Source organism: Sphaerisporangium perillae (genome assembly GCF_023276435.1).
Classification (GTDB): Bacteria; Actinomycetota; Actinomycetes; order Streptosporangiales; family Streptosporangiaceae; genus Sphaerisporangium; species Sphaerisporangium perillae.
The window spans coordinates 20,920-42,295 of the sequence record NZ_JALLPO010000019.1 but is presented as its reverse complement, the minus strand read 5'-3'; the positions used below and the strand labels follow the sequence as shown (position 1 = coordinate 42,295).

General features: G+C 71.2%; 20 protein-coding genes and 1 pseudogene. 12 read left to right on the top strand and 9 right to left on the bottom strand.

Annotation, left to right across the window (positions count from 1 at the left end; genetic code table 11):
- Window positions 1–156: 156 nt before the first annotated feature.
- On the bottom strand, window positions 157–234 hold the full coding sequence (locus tag MYF83_RS44345) for a putative leader peptide (RefSeq protein ID WP_372500201.1): 78 nt from the start codon (window positions 232–234) through the stop codon (window positions 157–159).
- A gap of 21 nt (window positions 235–255) precedes the next feature.
- A complete protein-coding gene (locus MYF83_RS19600) occupies window positions 256–1,896 on the bottom strand; it encodes a polysaccharide deacetylase family protein (RefSeq protein ID WP_248961918.1) in 1,641 nt (546 codons plus the stop codon).
- 183 nt (window positions 1,897–2,079) lie between these two features.
- Here MYF83_RS19600 and MYF83_RS19595 point away from each other — a divergent pair, with 183 nt between their 5' ends.
- The 4 genes from MYF83_RS19595 (at window position 2,080) to nuoH (ending at window position 4,710) form a co-directional block, all read left to right on the top strand.
- Window positions 2,080–2,451 (top strand): NADH-quinone oxidoreductase subunit A, encoded by a 372-nt coding sequence (locus tag MYF83_RS19595; protein ID WP_248961917.1) that lies wholly within the window; start codon window positions 2,080–2,082, stop codon window positions 2,449–2,451.
- A 22-nt stretch (window positions 2,452–2,473) separates the two neighbouring features.
- The gene (locus MYF83_RS19590) at window positions 2,474–3,004 is read left to right on the top strand and encodes an NADH-quinone oxidoreductase subunit B (protein ID WP_443729298.1); all 531 of its coding nucleotides are present in this window, start codon (window positions 2,474–2,476) and stop codon (window positions 3,002–3,004) included.
- 91 nt (window positions 3,005–3,095) lie between these two features.
- The gene (locus MYF83_RS19585) at window positions 3,096–3,764 is read left to right on the top strand and encodes an NADH-quinone oxidoreductase subunit C (protein WP_248961916.1); all 669 of its coding nucleotides are present in this window, start codon (window positions 3,096–3,098) and stop codon (window positions 3,762–3,764) included.
- Window positions 3,757–4,710, top strand: a complete 954-nt coding sequence (gene nuoH / locus MYF83_RS19580; RefSeq protein ID WP_248961915.1) for an NADH-quinone oxidoreductase subunit NuoH — start codon at window positions 3,757–3,759, stop codon at window positions 4,708–4,710. Before MYF83_RS19585 ends, nuoH begins: the two co-directional genes overlap by 8 nt.
- A gap of 10 nt (window positions 4,711–4,720) precedes the next feature.
- On the opposite strand, the pseudogene MYF83_RS19575 reads toward nuoH, so the two are convergent.
- Window positions 4,721–4,867 (bottom strand): annotated as a pseudogene (locus MYF83_RS19575) (SDR family oxidoreductase); the annotation flags it as partial.
- Between the two features lie 84 nt (window positions 4,868–4,951).
- A complete protein-coding gene (locus tag MYF83_RS19570; RefSeq protein ID WP_248961914.1) occupies window positions 4,952–6,151 on the bottom strand; it encodes an FAD-dependent monooxygenase in 1,200 nt (399 codons plus the stop codon).
- A gap of 116 nt (window positions 6,152–6,267) precedes the next feature.
- On the opposite strand from MYF83_RS19570, the gene MYF83_RS19565 reads away from it, so the two are divergent.
- The gene (locus tag MYF83_RS19565; protein WP_248961913.1) at window positions 6,268–6,888 is read left to right on the top strand and encodes a TetR/AcrR family transcriptional regulator; all 621 of its coding nucleotides are present in this window, start codon (window positions 6,268–6,270) and stop codon (window positions 6,886–6,888) included.
- On the opposite strand, the gene MYF83_RS19560 is transcribed toward MYF83_RS19565, so the two are convergent.
- The 3 genes from MYF83_RS19560 to MYF83_RS19550 form a co-directional block, all read right to left on the bottom strand.
- Complete coding sequence (locus tag MYF83_RS19560; protein ID WP_248962027.1) at window positions 6,856–7,737, bottom strand: MBL fold metallo-hydrolase; 882 nt, start codon at window positions 7,735–7,737, stop codon at window positions 6,856–6,858. The genes MYF83_RS19565 and MYF83_RS19560 overlap by 33 nt on opposite strands.
- Before the next feature lie 325 nt (window positions 7,738–8,062).
- A complete protein-coding gene (locus MYF83_RS19555; protein ID WP_248961912.1) occupies window positions 8,063–9,793 on the bottom strand; it encodes a serine/threonine-protein kinase in 1,731 nt (576 codons plus the stop codon).
- Between the two features lie 143 nt (window positions 9,794–9,936).
- On the bottom strand, window positions 9,937–10,461 hold the full coding sequence (locus tag MYF83_RS19550; protein ID WP_248961911.1) for a helix-hairpin-helix domain-containing protein: 525 nt from the start codon (window positions 10,459–10,461) through the stop codon (window positions 9,937–9,939).
- A 793-nt stretch (window positions 10,462–11,254) separates the two neighbouring features.
- On the opposite strand from MYF83_RS19550, the gene MYF83_RS19545 reads away from it, so the two are divergent.
- The 7 genes from MYF83_RS19545 to htpX all read left to right on the top strand — a co-directional run bounded on the left by MYF83_RS19545 (window position 11,255) and on the right by htpX (window position 19,483).
- Window positions 11,255–12,217, top strand: a complete 963-nt coding sequence (locus MYF83_RS19545; RefSeq protein ID WP_248961910.1) for a NuoI/complex I 23 kDa subunit family protein — start codon at window positions 11,255–11,257, stop codon at window positions 12,215–12,217.
- Complete coding sequence (locus tag MYF83_RS19540; protein ID WP_248961909.1) at window positions 12,214–12,753, top strand: NADH-quinone oxidoreductase subunit J family protein; 540 nt, start codon at window positions 12,214–12,216, stop codon at window positions 12,751–12,753. The genes MYF83_RS19545 and MYF83_RS19540 overlap by 4 nt, the downstream gene beginning before the upstream one ends.
- A gap of 1 nt (window position 12,754) precedes the next feature.
- On the top strand, window positions 12,755–13,294 hold the full coding sequence (nuoK, locus tag MYF83_RS44785) for an NADH-quinone oxidoreductase subunit NuoK (protein ID WP_443729297.1): 540 nt from the start codon (window positions 12,755–12,757) through the stop codon (window positions 13,292–13,294).
- Window positions 13,291–15,252: an NADH-quinone oxidoreductase subunit 5 family protein gene (locus MYF83_RS19530; protein ID WP_248961908.1), complete on the top strand. Its 1,962-nt coding sequence runs from the start codon at window positions 13,291–13,293 to the stop codon at window positions 15,250–15,252. The genes nuoK and MYF83_RS19530 overlap by 4 nt, the downstream gene beginning before the upstream one ends.
- A gap of 70 nt (window positions 15,253–15,322) precedes the next feature.
- Window positions 15,323–16,954: a complex I subunit 4 family protein gene (locus MYF83_RS19525; RefSeq protein WP_248961907.1), complete on the top strand. Its 1,632-nt coding sequence runs from the start codon at window positions 15,323–15,325 to the stop codon at window positions 16,952–16,954.
- Window positions 16,955–16,970: 16 nt separating this feature from the next.
- Window positions 16,971–18,533 (top strand): NADH-quinone oxidoreductase subunit N, encoded by a 1,563-nt coding sequence (locus MYF83_RS19520; protein WP_248961906.1) that lies wholly within the window; start codon window positions 16,971–16,973, stop codon window positions 18,531–18,533.
- A gap of 95 nt (window positions 18,534–18,628) precedes the next feature.
- Window positions 18,629–19,483 carry a zinc metalloprotease HtpX gene (gene htpX / locus MYF83_RS19515; RefSeq protein WP_248961905.1) on the top strand — a complete coding sequence of 285 codons (855 nt, stop codon included), beginning with the start codon at window positions 18,629–18,631 and terminating at the stop codon, window positions 19,481–19,483.
- A 29-nt stretch (window positions 19,484–19,512) separates the two neighbouring features.
- Here the strand turns inward: htpX and MYF83_RS19510 are convergent, their stop codons facing one another.
- The gene (locus tag MYF83_RS19510) at window positions 19,513–20,730 is read right to left on the bottom strand and encodes a hypothetical protein (protein WP_248961904.1); all 1,218 of its coding nucleotides are present in this window, start codon (window positions 20,728–20,730) and stop codon (window positions 19,513–19,515) included.
- Window positions 20,727–21,260, bottom strand: a complete 534-nt coding sequence (locus tag MYF83_RS19505; protein WP_248961903.1) for a SigE family RNA polymerase sigma factor — start codon at window positions 21,258–21,260, stop codon at window positions 20,727–20,729. The genes MYF83_RS19510 and MYF83_RS19505 overlap by 4 nt, the downstream gene beginning before the upstream one ends.
- Window positions 21,261–21,376 lie beyond the last annotated feature (116 nt).

Sequence of the window (21,376 nt, the reverse complement as noted above, 5' to 3'; positions counted from 1 at the left end):
ATCAGGGGTGTGACCTTTATCCCTGGCAACGGCAACGATCTCTTGGTCATACCGGGACACGCTGGGCGTCGGGGGCGACGCCGGCGATGCTCAGCACACGCTGAGGCCGGAACGGCTCAGGTCGAGACGGGGTGGTGACCACTGCCGGGGGCATGATCACGACCGGAAACGGCTCCGGGTACACAAGCCCGCGGCAAGCCTGCATAGATCAACGTGCAAGCGGGAGTAGAGCACGTTTCGGGTCACGGTGACTAACTATATGTCCCTTCTCCCCATGTTTCCGAGCGCCTTCCGGTCAACGGCGGGTGTGATCGGGGGGCCCGCCGTCTCGACCGGCCGTGCCCGCCTGCGTCTCGGCGGCGAATCGGCCTCGGTGTACATCCGGCCCGGTTCCATGCGGCGCGAGCCGTACAACTCGGGGACCGTCACGAACGCGTAGCCCTTCGCCTCCAGGGCGGCCAGCACCCTGAGCAGGGCCGGAGCCGTCGCGGGACCCGACTCGTGCATGAGGACGATCGCCCCCGGCCGCGTCCCGTCGATCGCCCGCCGGGCCACCGAGCCGGGGTCGGGGTCCCTGGCGTCGGCCGTGTCGACGCTCCATCCGACGATTGAAAGATTCAGCGCGCGGGCCGCGGTCGCGACCTTGGCGTCGGTGTGGCCGTATGGGGCCCGCATCAGCGACGGCGTGCGGCCGATGGCGACGCCGGCGGCGATCTGGGTGCGGCCGAGCTCGTCGGAGATCCGGTGAGCGTCCAGGGTGGTCAGGTCACGGTGCGACCAGGAATGGGCCGCGACCAGGTGCCCGGCGGCGACGATCTGCCGGAGCAGGTCCGGCCGCGCCTGGGCGCTCGCGCCCAGGGTGAAGAAGGTGGCGCGCGCGCTGTACCGGGCCAGGATGGACAGCAGCCGGCCGGTCTGCGGGCCGGGGCCGTCGTCGAACGTCAGCGCCACGCACTTGGTGACCGAGCAGTCCGGTCTGCCGCCCGCCCGGCTACCGCCGCCGCTGGCGCCGCCGCTGGGTCCGCCGTCGCCGGGGTCGCCGCCGTCCGGAGGCGGGGTGAACTCCGGAGGCGGGGAGGCGGAGAGGGTGGCGGGGGTGGCGGAGTCGACGACCGCCATGGCCCGCTGGCCGAAGTCCGACAGCAAGGGGGTGGCCTCCCGCTTGCCGACGGCGATCGCGATGCGCCCCATCGGTGCCGGAGCCACCTGCCCGTCGTCGAACTCGACCACCAGATCGCCGTGCGGGTTGAAGTTGAGCGAGTCGAACAGGGCCCGGTCGGGCTTGACGGCGTTCACGTTCATCTCCGGGCCGATCGCCCAGAGGCGGTTGCGGACGATCGAGGTCAGCGTGCCGAGGGCCGTGCCGTCCTTCAGCAGGTCCGCCGAGTCGTGGACGTGCCGGGTGTCCGCGTCGTACCAGTAGGTGCGCAGGGAGTTGCGCCAGGTGGAGCCGGTGAGCGTCCCGGTGCGCAGCCGTACCCCGAAGACGCCGCCGGAGGCCGCCGTCAGCTGCCCGCCGACGTTCAGCTCGGAGGGCGCGGAGGGCGCGGAGGACGTGGTGGGGGCGGGCGCCGGGCGGCCGTCCGCGCCGGAGGCGGAGGCGGCGGTGAACCGGCGGACCGCCGCCGCGGTCACCTCCTTGAGCCGGGCGGCCAGGGCGGGGGCCGCGGCCGGCGCGGGGTAGCCGGTGAAGACGTGCAGGCCGGCGGAGTCGTCGGAGGCGGTCCGCACGGACAGCCCGCCGACCGTGGAGGGGTCGACGAAGTTGATCACCGTAGGCTGGGAGGGCAGGGTGGTGGCCGGCCGGTCGCCGAAGGACGGAGGGAAGGTGACCCCGCACCCGGCGGTGATCGCGACAATGAAGGCGATACCTCCGGACAGTGACAAGCGGGACATGACTGCCACACTAGGCTCAGCTAAATCCCCATTTACTCAGATTTTGAGTGATGAGAGACTGGGTTTTGACCGCGACGGGTAGTGGTCGGGTGACGGAAAGCGATCCTGTGGCCGGCGCTCGAAGGTCTCGCGGGGTCGTGCCGTGGACCCGCGCCCACTTCGGGCGGGCGAGTGGGAGGCTGCATGAGCGGATATTTCGGTTCCTACACCGTCGTGGCACTGTTGTTCGCCATCGGCGTCGCCGTCTTCGCCGGCGCGCTCTTGGTCAACCGGCTGCTCAGCCCGCGCCACCCCACGCCCGACAAGCTCATGACCTACGAGTGCGGCGTCGACCCCGTGGGCGAGGGATGGGCGCAGTCACAGATCAGGTACTACGTCTTCACCTACCTGTACGTCGTGTTCGCGGTGGACGCGGTGTTCCTGTTCCCCTGGGCGACCGTCTTCGCGGCGCCGGGCTTCGGCATGACCACGCTGGTCGAGATGTTCGTCTTCCTGGCCTTCATCGCCATCGGCATCCTGTACGCCTGGCGCAAACGCGTACTCGCCTGGACGTGACGAAGAGGGGAGAATGCCTTCCATGGCAGCCAGTGATCTTCCGATGCCGACCGTGGGGCCGGTGTCCCGGCTCGCCCCCAAACCGATGCGCTTCATCCTCAACTGGGGACGGCGCTACTCGCTGTGGGTGTTCAACTTCGGGCTGGCCTGCTGCGCGATCGAGTTCATCGCGACTTCGATGAGCCGTCACGACTTCATCCGGTTCGGGGTGATCCCGTTCGCCAACGGGCCGAGGCAGGCGGACCTCATGATCGTCTCGGGGACCGTCACGGACAAGATGGCCCCGGCCGTCAAGCGCCTCTACGAGCAGATGCCCGACCCGAAGTACGTGATCTCCTTCGGTGCCTGCTCCAACTCCGGCGGCCCCTACTGGGACTCCTACTGCGTGACCAAGGGCGTCGACCAGATCATCCCGGTCGACGTCTACGTGCCCGGTTGCCCACCCCGCCCCGAGGCCCTGCTGTACGGCATCATGAAGCTCCAGGAGAAGATCGCAGGAGAGTCGCTCGGCGATCGCTACGCCACCCCCGACCGCCCGGACGTGACCCGGTGACCGCCACGCGGGCGATCCTCTCGCGCCGGACCGTGCGAGCCTCGGCCGAGGGACTGCCGGTCGTGTGGGCCGCGGTCGAGGGGGTGCGGCCGTGAGGGCCGCGATCGAGGAGCGGTACGGGTCGCGGGCCGAGGTCTCGGAGTCCTTCGGCGAGATCACCGTGGACGTCGGCGCGGACGACTGGATCGACCTGCTCACCTTCGCGCGTGACGACCTCGGATGCGCGTTCTTCGACTGGCTCACCGGGGTCGACGACCCCCCGGACGGTTTCTCCGTGGTCGCCCACCTCTTCGACCCGGTACGGCACGCCCACCTGCTGGCCAGGACCCGGGTGCCGCGCGAGGACCCCCGGCTGGCGAGCGCCACGGGCGTCTACCGGGGCGCCGACTGGCACGAGCGCGAGACGTTCGAGATGTTCGGAGTGATCTTCGAGGGACATCCGCACCTGGTCCCGCTCCTGCTCCCCGACGGCTTCGAGGGGTACCCCCTGCGCAAGGACTTCGTCCTCGCCGCCCGGGTCGCCAAGCCGTGGCCGGGAGCCAAGGAGCCCGGAGAGTCGGGGCAGGGCTCGCCCAGCCGCCGCAAGACGGCGCCGCCCGGCGTGCCCGCCGACTGGGGGCCGTCCGCGGGCACGCCCGCACCCGTCCGGGGCCCCCGGGCCCCCCGCCCGCCCGCCGGTCCCGCGGAGGCGTCTCCCCCTCCGCCGCCACCAGAGCGGCCCGCACCGGCGCCGGAGCGACGGGAGGACGGCGATGGCTGAGGTGCTCGACGTCGTGCTCCGGCTCGCGGTGATCGTCATCGCGTTCCTCACGCTGCCGCTGATCGTCGGGCAGACCGAGCACAAGGCCATGGCGCACATGCAGGCGCGCCTCGGCCCCATGTACGCGGGCGGGTTCCACGGCTGGGCCCAGCTGATCGCCGACGGCGTTAAGTTCGCCCAGAAGGAGGACGTCATCCCGGCGGCGGCCGATCGGCGGGTGTTCGCGATCGCCCCGGCCGTGGGGCTGGTGCCCTATCTCGTGGTGATGGCCGTCATCCCGGTCGGCCCGGGGCTGTTCGGCGCCGACCTGGACGTCGGGCTGTTCTTCGTGCTCGCCGTGATGGGTGTCGGCGTGCTCGGCTCGATCATGGCGGGCTGGTCGTCGGCCAACAAGTACTCCGTGCTCGGCGGCATGCGCGCGGCGGCGCAGCTCATGTCGTACGAGCTGCCACTGGTGCTCGCGGCGTCCTCGGTCGCGATGGCGGCGGGCACGCTGTCGCTGTCCGGCATCGTGGAGGCCTGGCAGTGGTGGTGGCTGCCCTGGCAGGCCATCGGCGCGGTGGTGTTCTTCGTCGCCGGGCTCGCCGAGCTGCGCAGGCCGCCCTTCGACATGCCGATCGCCGAATCCGAGATCATCATGGGCCCGATGACCGAGTACACCGGCATCCGCTTCGCGTTGTTCATGCTCGCCGAGTACGTCGGCATCGTGGTGCTCTCGGCGCTGACCACCGTGCTGTTCCTCGGCGGCTGGCAGGGGCCGCTGCTGCCCGGGCCGGTCTGGACGCTGATCAAGATTTTCGCGCTGGCCTTCGTGGTGATCTGGGTGCGCGTCAGCTTCCCGAGGTTCCGCGCCGACCAGCTCCAGAAGCTCGCCTGGATCGGCCTGGTCCCCCTCGCCCTGGTACAGCTCGCGCTCACCGGCGTCGTCCGCGTTCTGACCGGCTGAACCGCGGAGCCTAGCGCCCCAGCATCGCCCCGCCGTTGATGTGCAGGATCTGACCGGTGACGTACCTGGCCTCCGGAGAGGCGAGGTACCGGATCGCCGCGGCCACCTCGGCGGGCGTGCCCGGCCGGCCGGTCAGGGTCTGGGCGACGCGGGACTTGACGAACTCCGGTGTCGCCCGACCTTAGGTCATTTCGGTGCTCGACCCGTTCCGTGTCTCCCGGGCGAGTGCCCGTCGGGGCCTTCAGTAGTCCTTCGGCGTGATGGCGTTCGCCGCCTTCTGGATCGGCTCGTAGATCTTGGCCATCATGCGATCTTTGCCCGGCATGTACTTCAACAGACCCAGCAGCTTCGTCGAGAACCAGACCTGCGCCCTGCTCCGCAGCACCATGTGCTTGATGTTGGCCGGCCCGAGCTTCTGGTTCTGCTCGACGAAGGGCCGCATCTCCCTTTCGTAGCCGTCGAAGCCGGCCTCGTGGTCGCCGCCGGCCGCGGCCAGCTCACCCGCCAGGACGTACGCGCCGACCAGTGCCAGGCTCGTCCCCTGGCCGGAGGCGAGCGAGGCGCAGTAAGCGGCGTCGCCGACCACCACTGCCCGGCCCTTCGACCAGCGGTCCATGTGAACCTGGCTGATCGAGTCGAAGTAGAAGTCGGACGCGGCGCCCATGCCGTCGAGCAGCCGGGGGACTTCCCACCCCTCCCCCGCGTACGCGTCGGCCAGGAGCCTCTCCTGCCCGGCGCGGTCGCGGTGGTCGTACTCCAGCGGCTCGGAGGCGAACAGGAACATGGCCTTGGCCCCGGCGTCCTTCGCGGTGCTGTACGCGAGCGTCGTCCTGCCGGAGGAGGGGTAGGTCAGCTCCCAGCGGTCGAGGTTCAGGTGGTTGGGCACGCTGAAGATCGAGACGTAGTAGCCGAGATCGCGGACGTACTGCGACTCGTCGCCGAAGGTCAGCGCGCGGGTGTTGGAGTGCAGCCCGTCGGCGCCCACCACCAGGTCGAAGATGCGCGTCCGGCCACTCTCGAAGGTGACCTCCATCCCCTCGCCGGTGTCGGTCACCGAGGTGATGGAGTCGCCGAAGAGATACTCGACCTCGCCCTTGGTCAGGTCGTAGAGGATGCGGTTCAGGTCGCCGCGGAGGATCTCGGCGTCCTCGGTCCCGCGTGCGCCGAACTCGTCGCCGCCCATGCTGTCGAGCCACCTGCCGGAGGCGTCGACCATCGAGGCGCCCTGCACGTCGGTGCGCTCCCGGCGGATCTCGTCCAGGACGCCCATGCGCTTGACCACGGCGATCGCCGCGCCACGGATATCGATCTTGTACCCGCCCTCGCGGACGGCGGGCGCCCGCTCCACCACCGTGGGGGTGAAGCCGTGGCGCTTCAGCCAGTAGGCCAGCGTCGTACCAGCGATGCTCGCGCCTGAGATCAGGATGTTCTGGTTCCGCATGAGAGCTCCCTGCTCGACTCCGTCTAGGTCTCTCCGTGACAGTACATCTGTATCAGTCGATTGTGCAATACATTTGTACGATACAAACGTATGAGACTGTGTGTAGACTGCCTCTCATGGGAAACCGCGAAGACCTACTGGCCGGCGCCAAACGCTGCCTGTACGAGAAGGGCTACGCCCGCACGACCGCGCGCGACATCGCGGCGGCGTCAGGCGTGGTCAGCCTCGCCGCGATCGGCTACCACTACGGCTCCAAGGAGGCGCTGCTCAACGAGGCGCTCAAGCAGGCGCTGGAAGAGTGGGCGCACGAACTCGGACGCGTCCTGGCCGCCGAGGCCGATCCCGGCGCCACCCCGGAGGAACGGTTCGAGGCCGCGTGGGGGGCGGTGACCCGGTCGTTCGCGGCCAACCGGCCGCTATGGGCGATCCAGTTCGAACTCATCGCCCATCTCGACAAGCTGCCGGAACTGCGTCACACCTTCACCGAGGCCGGCAGGGAGGGCCGCCTTGGGCTGCTCGAACTGTTCGGCCGCATCGGCGGCAGCGGAGACGACAAGAAAGACGAAAGGGTCGGAGCGCTCTACCAGGCACTCCTCGCCGGGGTGGCGTCCCAGTGGCTACTGGACCCCGGCAGTGCCCCCACCGGCCGCGACCTCATCGAAGGGCTCCGCAGCATCACGACGGCCCTGACCCCACCCCCGGGATCAGACGGAGGTCCGCAGGGGGCCGCCGTTTAGCGCCATGGCGTCGGTGAAGGCCTGGATGAGGTCGAGTTCGCCGCCGCCCGCGGCGTCCAGGTAGGCGCGGTGCAGGTTGAGCACCAGGCGCTCGGAGTCCGCCCAGCCGGCGAACTCGCCGAGGTCGCACCGCCGGGCGGCCTCCAGCGGCGAGAGCCCTTCCCGGCGGCCACGCTCGCCGGTGTCCAGGATCAGCCGGTAGTACCGCTCGTGGGCCGCGAGGACGTCCGGCAGGGCCCGCTCGTCCAGCAGCGGCCCGTGCCCGGGGACGACGTGGGCCGGCTCGAAGGCTGCCATCCAGTCGAGCGACCGCAGCGCGCCCTCTACCGAGCCCATGAAGACCAGCGGCGTGAGGCCGTGGAAGATCAGGTCGCCGGAGAAGAGCACCCGCTCCTCCGGCAGCCAGGCGATGACGTCCCCCGTGGTGTGCGCGGCCGACCCCGGATGGCGCAACTCCACCCGGCGGTCACCGGTGAAGACCGTCAGCTCCGACCGGAATGTGACGGCCGGGACCCGCCGGGTGACCCCGCCCCAGTCGGGCACGGGGGTCCAGATCGGCGGGCAGCCGTCGATGATCGGGTCGACGAGCAGCCCTTGACGCATGGCCTCGTGCCCGATGATCACCGTCGACGCGGGCAGCAGGCTGTTGCCGTACGAATGGTCACCGTGCTGGTGGGTGTTGACCGCCAGGCGCAACGGCGCGTCGCCCGTCGCCTCGCGCACCGCCTCCAGGAACCGGCGTGTACGCCGCTCGGTGGCACAGGTGTCGATGACGACGCACCCGTCGTCCCCCGTCACCACCCCGGCGTTGTTCAGCCACCAGGACCCGTCCGGCTGGACCCAGGCCATCACCCCGGGAACCACCTCGTGCAGGGTGGCGGCGTCGGGCGTGGCGTCGACAGAGTGCTGCGAGATGGCCGTCACACCTCTTCAGGTCGGGCAACGATCAGGACGAATACCGCGAACGCGAATCTACCGCCTTCACCCCCGGTCCATCGCGGAAAGGGGCGGCCTCGGCCGCGTCCGAGGAAACGGGCCTCAGTCGCATTACCAATTGCTCCGCGATGGCTTCATTACTGGATATTCTGCGCGTGCGACGGCTGAAGCCCCTGCCCCGCGACCCGGGCAGGGGCTCTCAGCGGCTCTCGTGGCTCTCGGCGGTCCTCAGTGGCTCTCAGTGCACGATGGCCAGCATGACGTCGGAGGCGCTGGGACGGTTCTCCGGACGCTTCTCCAGGCACTTGCCGACCACCTGCGCCAGCGAGTCCGGCAGCGCGGACAGATCGGGCTGCTTGGTGAAGATGCGGTTGAACACCGCCGCGATGTTGTCCTCGCCGAAGGCGGGACGGCCGGTCGCGGCGAAGACCATCGTCGCTGCCCAGCTGAACACGTCCGATTCCGGGCCGACCCGCTCGCCCGACACCTGCTCGGGCGACATGTAGGCCGGGGTCCCCAGCACGCCGCTGGAGGTCGCCGTGGCGTTGTCGAGCACGCGGGCGATGCCGAAGTCCACCACGCGTGGCCCGTCGGCGCCGATCAGGACGTTGCTCGGCTTGAAGTCGCGGTGCACGATGCCGGCGCGGTGGATCGCGGCGAGCGCGCCCGCCGTGCCGAGCGCGAGCCGCACCAGGCCGTCGTGGCCGCGCGGCCCGCGCTCCCGGACGAGCTGCTCCAGCGACGCCCCTTCGACGTACTCGCTGACGATGAAGAGACGGTCGTCGGCGATGTCGGCGTCGATGACGCGGGCGGTGGAGAACGGCGCGACGCGGCGGGCCGCCTCCACCTCGCGAAGGAAGCGCTGCTGGGCGCCGGTCTCGGAGGCCAGCCGGGCGTGCAGCACCTTGATCGCCACCCGGGTGCCGTCCGGGGTCTCGCCGAGGTAGACCGCGCCCTGACCTCCCTGCCCGAGGCTGCCGATCAGCCGGTAGCGGCCGATATGACTGGGTTCGCCGGCCGGCAGCGGTCCCGGCGCCTGCGTGGGGAGCGTTGAAGCGCTGTTCGAGCCGCTCGGCATGCCGGACTGACCGGCCCCCGGGGCCGTGGCGTTGACGGGCGCGGGCGGGTTGGTGGAGATGGGGTCGGCCGTCCGGCGCTCGTCGTGCGCCTGGCCGAAGCCGGCGCCCTGTCCCTGTCCCTGTCCCTGCCCGTGGCTCTGGGGCGGGGCGGCCGGGCCGGTGCCTTGCGGCGGCCGCTGGTCCTGCGGGTGCGGGTACGAGGGCTGCGACCCGCCCGGCCGCTGCCGGGTCGGCTGCTGATCCGGGCCGGTGTACGCCTGTTCCGGGTTCTGGTGGCCGTACGCCGGCGGCCGCCGGTCCTGCGGCTGGGGCTGAGATTGCGGGTGCCGCGGCTGGGGCTGGGGCTGCGAGTGCGGCTGCGGCTGGGTTTGCGGGCGCGGCTGGGGCCACTGGTGCTGGGGTCCGGCCTGCGGGTGGCGCTGGGGAGCGGCGCCGGGACGCTGCTGGTTGTGGTGCTGGTTCTGGTTCCCGTACGGGCCCGGGCCGGGCTGCGGCGGGTAGTTGGCCGGCGGGTACGAGGGACGGTAGGCCTGCGGGGCCTGCGGCGGCGGGTAGGACCCGTGGCCGGCGGCCCGCGGCGCGAACACCGTGGTGCGGATGGCGAGGGAGTGGATGAGCCCGCCGATCCAGTTCGTGAACAGCCCGGCGACGATGACGAACCCGGCCGCGTCCGGGTAGGACTCGGCGCTGTCGTAGGCGACGATCAGCACGAAGACCACGAAGATGCTGAGGAAGTACAGCAGCGCCGCCACCGCGATCATCGGGGCGCGTTTGCGGTACGCCGCGTACCCGATCGTGAAGGGGGTGCCGATGCCGCAGGTGAACAGCGGAGCCAGTGCCCACACGATGCTGATCGCGGTATTGGACTGGGAGGGCCTGGCAAGCTGCATAGGGGAAGAGTACGGAGATAGGCCGTCTTATGCATGTTTTTGCGAGCACGGTGCCACCGCCGATACAGGGCCGGTCGGCTCACCGCATCCCGCCGGATGACCAGGCGGCGGAGGGGAAGCCGGCGCCGACGTCTCCGGATCGGTCAGGGCAGGTAGATCGTCAGCTCCACCAGCTCCGGAGTGAGCTGCGGCGGCAGGTCCGCGGCGATCGACAGGTCCTCGGCCGAGATGAAGCCGCCGACGCTGTCCCGGGTCTCCACCACGTGCGCCGCCAGCTCGGCGGTCATGCCGGGAAGGCCGGCGATCACGCCGACGGGTGCGTGGTTGACGTCGACCAGCCCTCCGTCGTCGTAGTGCCGGGGAAGGTCGGGCCGGCCGATGCGCAGCTCGCGCGCCAGAGCCGGGTCGCGCTCCACCAGCTCGCGGGCCTGCTGCCGCAGCTCGCGGCGGTGCTGGGCGAAGGCGACGGCGTAGTCGTTCGGGGTCTCCGACCGGTCGAAGACCTTCCTACGGATGATCAAGGAGTGGACGGTGCCCCCCAGCCAGCTCCCGGTCGACCCCAGGATCGCGAGGGCCGCCAGCCACTCGGTGTCGCTGCCGGAGTCGGCGATGCCGACCACGAAAAGGACCATGCCGAGGGCATAGATGGCCGCCGACAAGGCCAGCATCGTGCTTCGCAGCTTCGCCGCCGCGTACCCGATGGTGAACGGCGTGGCCGCGCCGCAGGTCAGCAGCGGCGCCAGGGCCCAGAGGACGCTCGCCGCGCTATTGGTGGACGGCTGCGGAGGCGGCGGGACGCGCGGGGGGAACGGCGGCTGCGGGAGGTGCCCGCGAGGATCGACGGGCCCCGGCGCGCCGTACGGACCCGGGGCGGGCCGGGTGTAGGGCGCGAGGCCGTGCTGCTGGTGAGGCGGAAGGAACGGCCCGCTGTCGTGGCGGGGACCCGGCGGGGCGTACGGAGGACGCCCTTGCTCGGGATGGGGCCGCCGCTGGCCGGGACGCGCTTGCGGAGCCGGGCGGGGACGTCCCTGCGGGGCCGGCCCGGGGCGTGCCTGAGGAGCCTGTTCGCGACGCGGCTGAGAGGCTTGGCCCGGGCCTGCGAAAGGAACGTCATCGGGGCGTGCTTGGGCACCGTGGCCCGGCAACGGCCGGCCCGCCTGGCGGGGCCGTGGGGCGGTGGGGCCGTTCGGGTCGATCTCGTCGGGCCGCGGAGCGGGCGGCCCGTTCGGCTCACCGGACTCGGGGGAAGGGCCTCCCGGCGGCCCCGATCCTGGGCCTCCGTGCCCGTTGGTCGGGTGCATAACGAGGAGGATACGGCCTCGGCTAGACGATCGCATCGGCCACAAGGACCACTTCCCATGGCGGATTAGTCCCCCGAATTCGTGATGATTGTGGAAAACCGGGAGATGAGGGGCGCCTGCGCATTCACGGCGGGGCCTATGTGCGTCATGATGTTGAGCCGTGGCTCGTATACCAGGAGAAGGGCTGGCGAAGGGTCTGGCCGTCACCTTTCGCCACATGCTGAGCAGGGCGGACACTCAGCAATACCCGGAGGTACAGCCTGAGCTGCCCGCTCGCAGTCGCGGCGTCATAGCCCTGGTCGAGGAGAACTGCACGGTCTGCATGCTGTGCGCCAGGGAGTGCCCCGACTGGTGCATCTACATCGACTCCCACAAGGAGACGGCACCGGCGCCCGAGGGCGGGCGTCCGCGCGCCCACAACGTCCTCGACCGGTTCGCGATCGACTTCTCCCTCTGCATGTACTGCGGGATCTGCATCGAGGTCTGCCCGTTCGACGCGCTGTTCTGGTCCCCGGAGTTCGAGTACGCGGAGTACGACATCCGTAACCTGCTCCACGAGAAGGACAAGCTCGGCGAGTGGGTACAGACGGTCCCGATCCCGCCCGCGCACGAGCCGAACGCCGAGCCGCCCAAGGAGATCGACGCCGCCTCCCGCGGCGCCGCCCGCCCCACCCGCGACCGCCCGGCCCCCGGCACCCCGCCCGCCGCCGCCACGCCGGCCACCCCTGTCCCACCGCCCTCCGCCACCAGACCAGGAGCGACGCCTCCCGGAACGGCATCTCCCGGAACGACGCCTCCCGGAACGGCATCTCCCGGAACGACGCCTCCCGGAACGGCATCTCCCGGAACGACGCCTGCCGGAACGACGCCTCCTGAAGGGACGTCGGAAGGAACGCCTCCTGCAGCGACGGCCGGCGGGACCGCGCCGAGCAGGGCCTCCTCCTCGGGACGCACCCCACACGCCGCCGTACGCGCCATCCGGCCCCCCGGCGCACTGCCCAAGAAGACCCCTCCCGACCCGGGCAACTCGTCCAGCCCGTCCGAGTCCTCCGGGTCGCCGGGAGCCGTCAAGCCGACGAAATCCTCGAGTTCGCCGGAGTCGGGGTCGGTGGAGGAGTCGTGACCTTCGCGGCGCCGGCTCTGTGGCCGCCCACGGCGCAGGAGATCGTCTTCCTGCTGCTCGGAGTGGTAGCAGCGGGGGCGGCGCTGCTCGTGGTCACCACGCGGCAGATCGTGCACGCGGCCCTGTGGCTGGTCGTCTCGTTCGGCGCGCTCGCCGGGTGCTACTTGGTGCTCACCGCCGAGTTCGTGGCCTGGGTCCAGGTGCTGATCTACGTCGGCGCGGTGGTCGTGTTGCTGCTGTTCGGCATCATGCTGACCCGCGCGCCGATCGGCCGGTCCGCCGACCTGGACTCGGGTAACCAGATGGCCGCCGCGGTGGTCGCGGTGGGGACGGCGGCCGTTCTCGTCACCACCGTGATCCACGGCTTCCGGACGGCCTACACCCCGCTGGTGCCGGGCGAGGGCGCGGCCAAGCCGCTCGGGGCGAGCATCTTCCGTACCTGGGTGCTGCCCTTCGAAGCGCTGTCGGTGCTGCTGCTCGCGGCGCTGATCGGCGCGATCGTGCTCTCCCGTACCGACATCGGCGGAAAGGACTGACGTGCACGTCGTCTATCCCGTCGTGCTTGCCGCACTGCTGTTCTCGATCGGCGTTTACGGCGTGCTGGCGCGGCGCAACACGATCCTCGTGCTCATGTCGGTGGAGCTGATGCTCAACGCGGTCAACCTGAACCTCGTCGCCTTCGACGTATGGCTCAGGGACGCGCTGCATGGCGGCCAGGTGCTCACCCTGTTCGTCATCGTGATCGCCGCCGCCGAGCTCGGGGTGGGGCTGGCGATCGTCCTCGCGGTGTTCCGCAACCGGCAGACCGTCGAACTCGACCGCCTCCGCGACCTCGCAGAGCCCGGGCCGGAGGCCGGACCGGGCGCAGGCCAGGGCCCAGGCCCGGGCGGAGGGCCGAGTCCTGGACGGGGCCACGGGCCGGGCGGTGGAGCGGGTCCTGGGCCGGGCATCGACGGCACCGGGGAAGACAGGCCACCGGGAGACGGCCGCGGGCTGGATGAGAATGCGCCACCGGTCCCTGAGCACGACCGCCCGCGCGGCGCCGGGGTCGTCCGAGCCCCGGGCGGTGCGGCATGAGCGCCGTGAACGCCCTGCCCGGGATGGCCGCGGCGGCCGTGCTGTCGCCGTTCCTCGGCGCGGCCGCCGGCCTCCTGGGAACGCGCCGGCTGCGCGGCGGCGGGCCTCCGGGGGCGATCGACCGGTCGGCGTACCGGCGGGCGGCGTGGTTCGCCATCGCGCCCACGGCGGTCTCCACCGTGCTGGCGGTCTGGGGGCTGGTGGTGTACCTCGGTAACCTGCCGCCCGGCTTCACGACCTACGCGCCGCCCCATGCCGGGACCCGCCCGCCGGTCGGCGCCATCGAGGGCACGCTGTCGGTGATCGGCACCGGCGCGGTCCCGATCGGCGTCGGCCTGCGCGTCGACGAGCTGGCCGCCGTCATCGCGATCCTGGTGGCATGCGTGGCGCTCGCCGTGCAGATTTACTCGGTCGGGTACATGCGCGACGAGCCGCGCTACCCCTCCTACAGCTCCTTCATCAGCCTGTTCACCAGCGCCATGCTGCTCGTCGTCTACGCGGGGGACCTGCTGGTCCTCTACGTGGGCTGGGAGATCATGGGCCTGTGCTCGTACCTGCTGATCGGGCACTGGTGGGAGGACCGGGCGAACTCGCGGGCGGCCGTGAAGGCGTTCCTCGTCACCCGCATCGGTGACGTCGGCTTCCTGTTCGGCATCTTCACCCTGGGCCTCGCCGCGGGGAGTTTCCGCATCCAGGTCGTGCTGGAGAAGGTGCCGGAGATGTCCACCGGCACGCTCGTGGCCGCGACGATGCTGCTCCTGCTCGGCGTCGCGGGGAAGAGCGCCCAGGTGCCGCTGCACACCTGGCTGCCGGACGCGATGGCGGGCCCCACGCCGATCAGCGCGCTCATCCACGCCGCCACGATGGTCGCGGCGGGCATCTTCGTCGTGGCCCGGCTGTACCCGGCGTTCCTCGGCGCCCGGCCCACGCTCGACCTGCTCGCGATCATGGCGTCCCTCGGGATGCTCGGCGCCGCGCTGGCCGCCCTCGCGCAGGACGACCTGAAACGGGTGCTCGCGTACTCGACGATCAGCCAGCTCGCGTACATGGCGGGCGCCCTCGCCGCCGGCTCCGACCAGGCGGCGATCTTCCACCTGGTGTCGCACGGCGCGTTCAAGGCGCTGCTGTTCCTGGGCGCGGGCGCGGTGATCCACGTGGTCGGCTCGAACCTGATGAGCGACATGGGCGGGCTCAGGCGCTCCATGACGGTCACCTTCCCGGCGATGACCATCGGCTTCGCCGCCCTCATGGGGCTGCCTCCGGCCAGCGGGTTCTTCAGCAAGGACGCCGTGCTGGCGGCCATCGAGCACGCGGCGGCCAGCGCGGCGCCGCTGACCGACGCCGCCGCGTGGCTGCTGTACGGCTGCGCCCTGCTGACCGTCGCGGTGACCGGCGCGTACGCGACCCGCGCCTGGCTGCGCACCTTCTTCGGCGAGAGCCGCGTGCGGCACGTCCCGCTGCCCGAGCCCGAGCCGGGGGTCGCGCACGTCTGGGACGGCCGCGAGGCCCCGGCGTCGATGTTGTGGCCGATCGGCGTGCTCGCCGTCCCCGCGCTCCTGCTCGGGTTCACCGGCATCGGGCTGATCGAGTGGTCCTCGGCGGCGGTCAGCCTGCTCGTGGCCCTGCTCGGCGCGGGCGCCGTCTACGCCGCCTGGCGCGCAGACCCGATGGCCGACCCGGCGCGCGTGCTCGGGCCGCTGCGCGTGCCGTGCGAGCGGGCGTTCTACGTCGACGCGGTGTACCACAGGCTGTTCGTCGCCCCGGTCCTGTGGCTGGCCCGGGTCGTCGCGCGGACCGACGACACGGTCGTGGACGGCGCCGTACGCGGTTCGGGAAGGCTCGCCGTCGACGTGTCGGGGCTGCTGCGGCGCGCGCAGACCGGCAACGCCCAGCTGTACCTGACGGGCATCCTCGCCGGCGTGCTGATCATCGTGATCGGGACGGTGGTGCTCGGGTGAGCGTGGTGACGATCATGACCAGGACGGCGGTGGCGACGTTGAGCGTCATGGCCGGGGCGGTGGTGCTCGGATGAGCGCGGTGCTGATCGGGCTGCTCGCCGTCCCGTTGGTGGGCGCGGCGATCCTCGTGCTGGTTCCCGGGCCCTCGCGGTGGCCCTGGTACGGCCCGGCGGTCTCGGGCGTCACGCTGGTGCTGGCGCTCGCGCTCGCGGCGTCGTTCGACTACGGCCGGGCCGCCCGGCCCCAGTTCGAGCTCGACCGGCCCTGGATCCCCGGCCTGGACCTGCGGTTCCACCTCGGGATCGACGGCATCTCGCTGCCGCTCGTGGTGCTGACCGCGCTGCTGACGTTCCTCTGCTTCCTCTACCTCGTCCGCCACAAGCCGGACGGGGACCGGTTCCGCGCGCTGGTGTTCACGCTGCTGGTGCTCGAAGTCGGGATGGTCGGCACGTTCCTCGCGCTCGACCTGCTGCTGTTCTTCGTCTTCTTCGAGATCGTGCTGGTCCCGATGTACTTCGTGATCGCCGTATGGGGCGGCGGGGGCCGCAGGGCGGCGGCGGTGAAATTCATCCTGTACACGCTGCTCGGCTCGGCCGTGCTGCTCCTCGGCCTGCTCCTCGTCTGGGCGAACACCGGCACGCTGGACATGGTCAGGCTCGCCCAGCAGCACGGCGCGGGGATGTCGCGCGGGGTGCAGATCCTGGCGTTCCTCGCGATCGGCCTCGGCCTCGCGGTCAAGGCGCCGATGTGGCCGCTGCACACGTGGCTGCCCGCCGCGCACACCGAGGCCCCGACGGTCGGGTCGGTGCTGCTGGCCGGCGTGCTGCTGAAGATGGGCACGTACGGCTTCGCCCGCATCGCGATCCCCGTCGCGCCCGAGGGGGCCGCCGTGCTCGCCCCGTGGCTCGGCGCCTTCGCCGCCGTCGGCATCGTGTACGGATCGCTGGCCTGCCTGGCCCAGCGCGACCTCAAGCGCATGATCGCCTACTCGTCGGTCGGCCACATGGGGTTCGTGCTGCTCGGCCTCGCGACGCTGACGCCCGTCGGGATGAACGCGGCCCTGTTCGGCAACGTCGCCCACGGGCTGATCACCGGCCTGCTGTTCTTCGTCGCCGGGGGGATCAAGGAGCGGTACGGCACGGCGGACATGTCCCGGCTCGGCGGCGGCATGCTGGCGCGACTCCCGTACGTCGGGTCGCTGCTGACGTTCGCGTGCGTGGCGTCGCTGGGGCTGCCGGGCCTCGCCGGGTTCTGGGGGGAGATGCTGGCGCTGCTCGGCGCCTTCCAGCCGGCTCCGGGGCTGTCCCGGCCGCTGTTCCTGGTCTTCATGGCCGCGGGAGGCCTCGGCACGGTGCTGACCGCCGCCTACTTCCTGCGCATGCTCTCCCGCGTGACCCATGGCAGGCCGACGGCCCTCACAGCCCTGCCGGACGAGGGCCCGTACGAGCCCGAGGAGACGGGCGAGGTCACCCCGGCGGGAGCGGCGGGCGATGTGACTCCGGCGGGAGCCGCGGGCGAGGTCACCCGGCCGGGAGCGCCAGGTGAGGTGCCCCCGCCGCGAGCGGCGCTGCGCGACGTGACCGCGTACGAGCTGGCCGCCTGGACGCCGCTGGTCATCCTCACGCTGGCACTGGGGCTGTGGCCGAAGGCACTCCTGGCCGTCACCGATCCGGTGGTACAGGCCTTCCTGGGGGCACGATGACCTTCCTGGGGGCACGATGATCCAGTCGATCGACTACGCGGCCATCGCACCGCCTCTGATCCTCGCGCTGATGGCCGGGGCGGTGCTCCTGCTGGACGCGTTCCTGCCGCGCGGCCCGCGCACGCGCTCGACGCTCGGGATGTTCACGCTCGCCGGCGTGCTGGGCGCGCTGGCCGTCGTCGTCGCGCAGGCCGTGCGTGGCGAGCGCCTCCAGACCTTCTGCGTGCCGGCGAACCTCGCCGGGGGCCGGACGTCGTGCTCGTTCGTGGTCGACGACCTCACGCTGGTCTTCGGCGCCGTCGTGCTCGCCGCCGGGGTCGTGGTCGTCCTGCTCTCCGCGGCGCAGCTGGCCGACGGCACGATCCCGGCCGGCGAGTGGTACTTCCTGCTGCTCTGCACGCTGACCGGTGCCGTCACGCTCCCCGCGTCCCGCGATCTGATCATGCTGGTGGTCGCGCTGGAGCTGGTGTCGCTGCCGGTCTTCGCGCTGACCGCTTTCAAGCGATACGACCCCCGTGGCTCCGAGGCGGCGCTGAAGCTGTTCCTCGTCTCGGTGATCTCTACGGCGATCATGCTGTTCGGCGTGTCGCTTCTGTACGGCCTGACCGGGTCGGTCCATCTCGACCGCATCGGGGCGGCGCTCCCCATGTCGGCCTCCGGCTTCCCCCGCCGGTACGCGGAAGCCACCGCGGCGATCGGAGCGCAGACCGGGACACCCGCGGACGTACTCGGCCAACTGCCCCCCGGCGTGACTCCCGGGGTGCTCGCCGTGGCCGTGGTACTCGTGCTGGCGGGGTTCGCGTTCAAGGTGGCGGCGGTGCCGTTCCACTTCTGGGCCGGGGACGTGTACCAGGGCGCGCCCGTGCCGGTGGCCGCGCTGCTCTCGGTGATCTCCAAGGCCGCCGGATTCGCCGGGCTGATCCTCGTGCTCACGATCGCGCTGAAGGGCCAGGGCGGGCTGTGGGGGCCGCTCGTGGCGGTGCTCGCCGCGCTCACCATGACCGTGGGCAACCTGCTGGCCCTGCGGCAACGCCATGCCGTGCGGCTGCTCGCGTGGTCCTCGGTGGCCCAGTCCGGGTACATCCTGGCGCCGCTCGGCGTGGCGGGGAAGTCGGCCGCGTCCGCGTCCATCGCGTACCTGGCCATCTACGCGGCCATGAACATCGGCGCGTTCGCCGTGGTGATGCTGGTCAGCCGTACGGCGCCGCGCAACGAGCTGGACGACTACCGGGGCCTGGCCTTCCGCGCCCCCGTCCCGGCGCTCGCCCTCGCGTTCTTCCTGATCTGCCTGGCCGGCCTGCCACCGGGCCTCGCCGGGCTGTTCGCCAAGGTCGTGGTGTTCCGGGAGATCGTCCAGGGCGGCGGCGGGTGGCTCGCGGTGGTCATGGCGGTCAACACGGTGATCGGGCTCTACTACTACATCACCTGGACGGCCCGGCTCTTCGCCCCCGTCCCTGAGGCCGGGCCGCTCGCCGCCCGAGCCCCCTCGCGTGCGGTGACGATCGCGATCGCGCTCGGGCTGGTCGCCTCGGTGGCCTTCTCCGTCGCCCCGCAACTGGTGCTCTCCGCCGTCGGCTGACCTCCGCGCCCATCGTCCCCGGCCAGGACCGGGAACGTTTGGGCAGGCCAAGAACGTTGCCAGGGTAGAGCGCAGCGTTCCGGAGAGGGGGAAGCGTGCACAACAACGGCCTGCGTACCGCAGTCCTCATGGGCGCCTTGTCCGCGTTGATCCTCCTGATCGGATCATGGCTGGGCGGTGGCCGAGGGCTGCAGCTCGCCGTTCTCGTCGCGCTGTCGACCAACGCGTTCGCGTACTTCTTCTCCGACCGCATCGCGCTGTCCGCCATGCGGGCGCGCCCGATCAGCGAGGTGGAGCAGCCCGGCCTCTACCGCATCGTCCGCGAGCTGTCCACGGACGCGCGCCAGCCCATGCCGCGCCTCTACCTCTCGCCGACCATGCAGCCGAACGCCTTCGCCACCGGCAGGAGCGCGCGTACGGCGTCCATCTGCCTCACCTACGGGATCCTGCAGATCCTGAGCGAGCGCGAGCTCAGAGGAGTGATCGCGCACGAGCTGTCCCACGTGTACAACCGCGACATCCTGATCTCCTCGGTCGCGGCGGCGCTGGCGACGATCATCACGTACTGCAGTTACATCGCCGTCTTCTTCGGCGGCTCGGCCGACGACGATGACGGGCCGGGTTTCATCGGCGCGCTGTTCATGATGATCCTCGGCCCGGTCGCGGCCGGGATGATCCAGATGGCGATCTCCCGGTCCCGGGAGTACCAGGCCGACGAGTCGGGGGCCCTCCTCACCGGTGATCCGCTGGGGCTGGCCTCCGCCCTCAGGAAGATCGAGATGGGCGCGCGCAGACTGCCGCTTCCCGAGGAGAGCCGGCTGACCTCCGCGTCCCACCTCATGATCGCCAACCCGTTCCGCGGCGCCGGGGTCGGCAGGCTGTTCTCCACCCACCCCCCCACGGCCGCCCGCGTGGCCCGCCTCGAGCGCATGGCCGGCTACCGCCGCTGACCGCCCGGACGAGACCGTGGGGGAGCGGACTACAGCCCCGGGACTATCACGTTGGCCGTCTGGGCACGTAGCGGATAGGTCCCGATCTCATGCACCTGGCCGGTCCGCACGTTGACGGCGAAGGCCGTTTGGCCCATGTCCCACAGCCCGTCGCCCGCGCCCGGCCCGCCAGAGCGCGGTGTCGCCGAGTCGAGCCTTCCGCTGGGCACGCTGATAAGAAGCCGGTCCTCGTCGAGCCAGCCTCCCGGGCCCATCGCCCACAGACCCTTCGGCGCGCCCCTCAGCTTGACCGAGGAACGGACCTCGCCGGTGCCGACGTCGAAGATCGTGACGCTGTCCGGTTTCGGGTTCACCGGCCCTATGCCTTCGGGAGAGACTTTGTCCGGCCGGTCCCCCTCGGTCAACATCGCGATGGTCCTGCCATCGAGGGCAAGAACACCCCGGAGCGGCCGAAGGTCCTTCGACAACACGGTCGGTGCCCGCTCGCCGTCAAGTGACATGGTGGAGATCTGGTCTTCGTTTTTGATCATCAGAAGAACGCCCTCTTGGGAGATGAACCTCGGCCACCAGCCCGTCGGAATGGGACGCGACCTGCCGCTGGAGGTGTCGAGGAGCAGCCCCGGCTCGCGCGGGTCGCCGGCTACGGCGACGTACCTGCCGTCCGGGGACAGACGGATCAGGCCGCCATGTTGGACCAGAGAGGCTCGGTCGACCGCGGTCCCGACCGGCCACTCCTCGCCGCTCGCGAGATCGCGCACCCTCACGGTCGGGTCCTGCTCGCTGTAGTACGCGATGCGCCGCCCGTCGCGGCTGATCACCAGCGGTGCCGAGTCGTTCATGTACTTCTCGCCGCTCTGCTCGGTGTAGACGCCCAGCGCCTGCGGCATCCGGAAGGTCCGGCCCTCCTCGGTGACGATCCGCCACTGCGCGCACTCCCCGGCGAACGAGGAGGTGTTGACGCCGGGCTTCCAATCCCGCTTGCACCAGTCCAGGTAGGCGTACCGGGCCGAACCGACGTCGCGGTCGGGGAGCACGTCCGAGACCTGGGTGCTGATCGTCCGCTGGTCATCGCCGCCATACCTGTTCAGCGCCACAGCTCCGCCCCCGCAGACGAGCAGTGCCGCCGCCGCCACGGAGGCGAGCGTCCTGAAACGTCCCCTGCGCGCCGTGCCGATGGCGCGTTCGGCCAGGTCGACGGGGGGAGCCTCCTGGGCGATCGCGTCGAGCGCGTCATGAAGCCGGGTCATCGGGTCACCTCCTGGTGGACGGGGTCGGCGTCGGAAAGCAGCTCGGCCAGCTCGGGCGCCAACGCGCGCAGCCGGTCGAGGGCGTCACTGGTCTGGCTCTTCACCGTGCCGGGCGAGCACCTGAGCAGCTCGGCGGTCTCCTGGACGCTGCGGTCCTCGTAGAAGCGCAGCACGATCACGGCGCGCTGCCGGGGCGCCAGCTTGTCCAGCGCGTCGCGCAGCGCCATGCGGTGCAGGGCGTCGTTCTCACCGCCGGCGCGGCCGGCGTCGGGTGGATGGGCGGACGACAGCTCGGCGTGCCACCGCCGCTGCCGCCGCCATGAGACGAACTCGTTGATCAAGCACCGGCGGGTGTACGCCTCGGGGTTGCCGTCTCTCGCCAGCTTCGCCCAGTGCCGTGACACCTTGGCGAAGGCGATTTGGAGCAGGTCCTCGGCGAGATGCGCGTCTCCGGTCAGCAGGTACGCGGTGCGCATCAGCACCTGTTGTCGGGCGCTCACGAACTCGCGGAAGCCTTCGTAACGGTCCATGCACTCTCCTCTCACCCGTCATGAACGCGGATGAGGGCGTCGCGGGTTGGGTGCCGTGATGAGGAGGGCCGTGGCCGGCGTCTTCAGGAGCGGCCCGCTGTGCGGGTGTGCTGCTC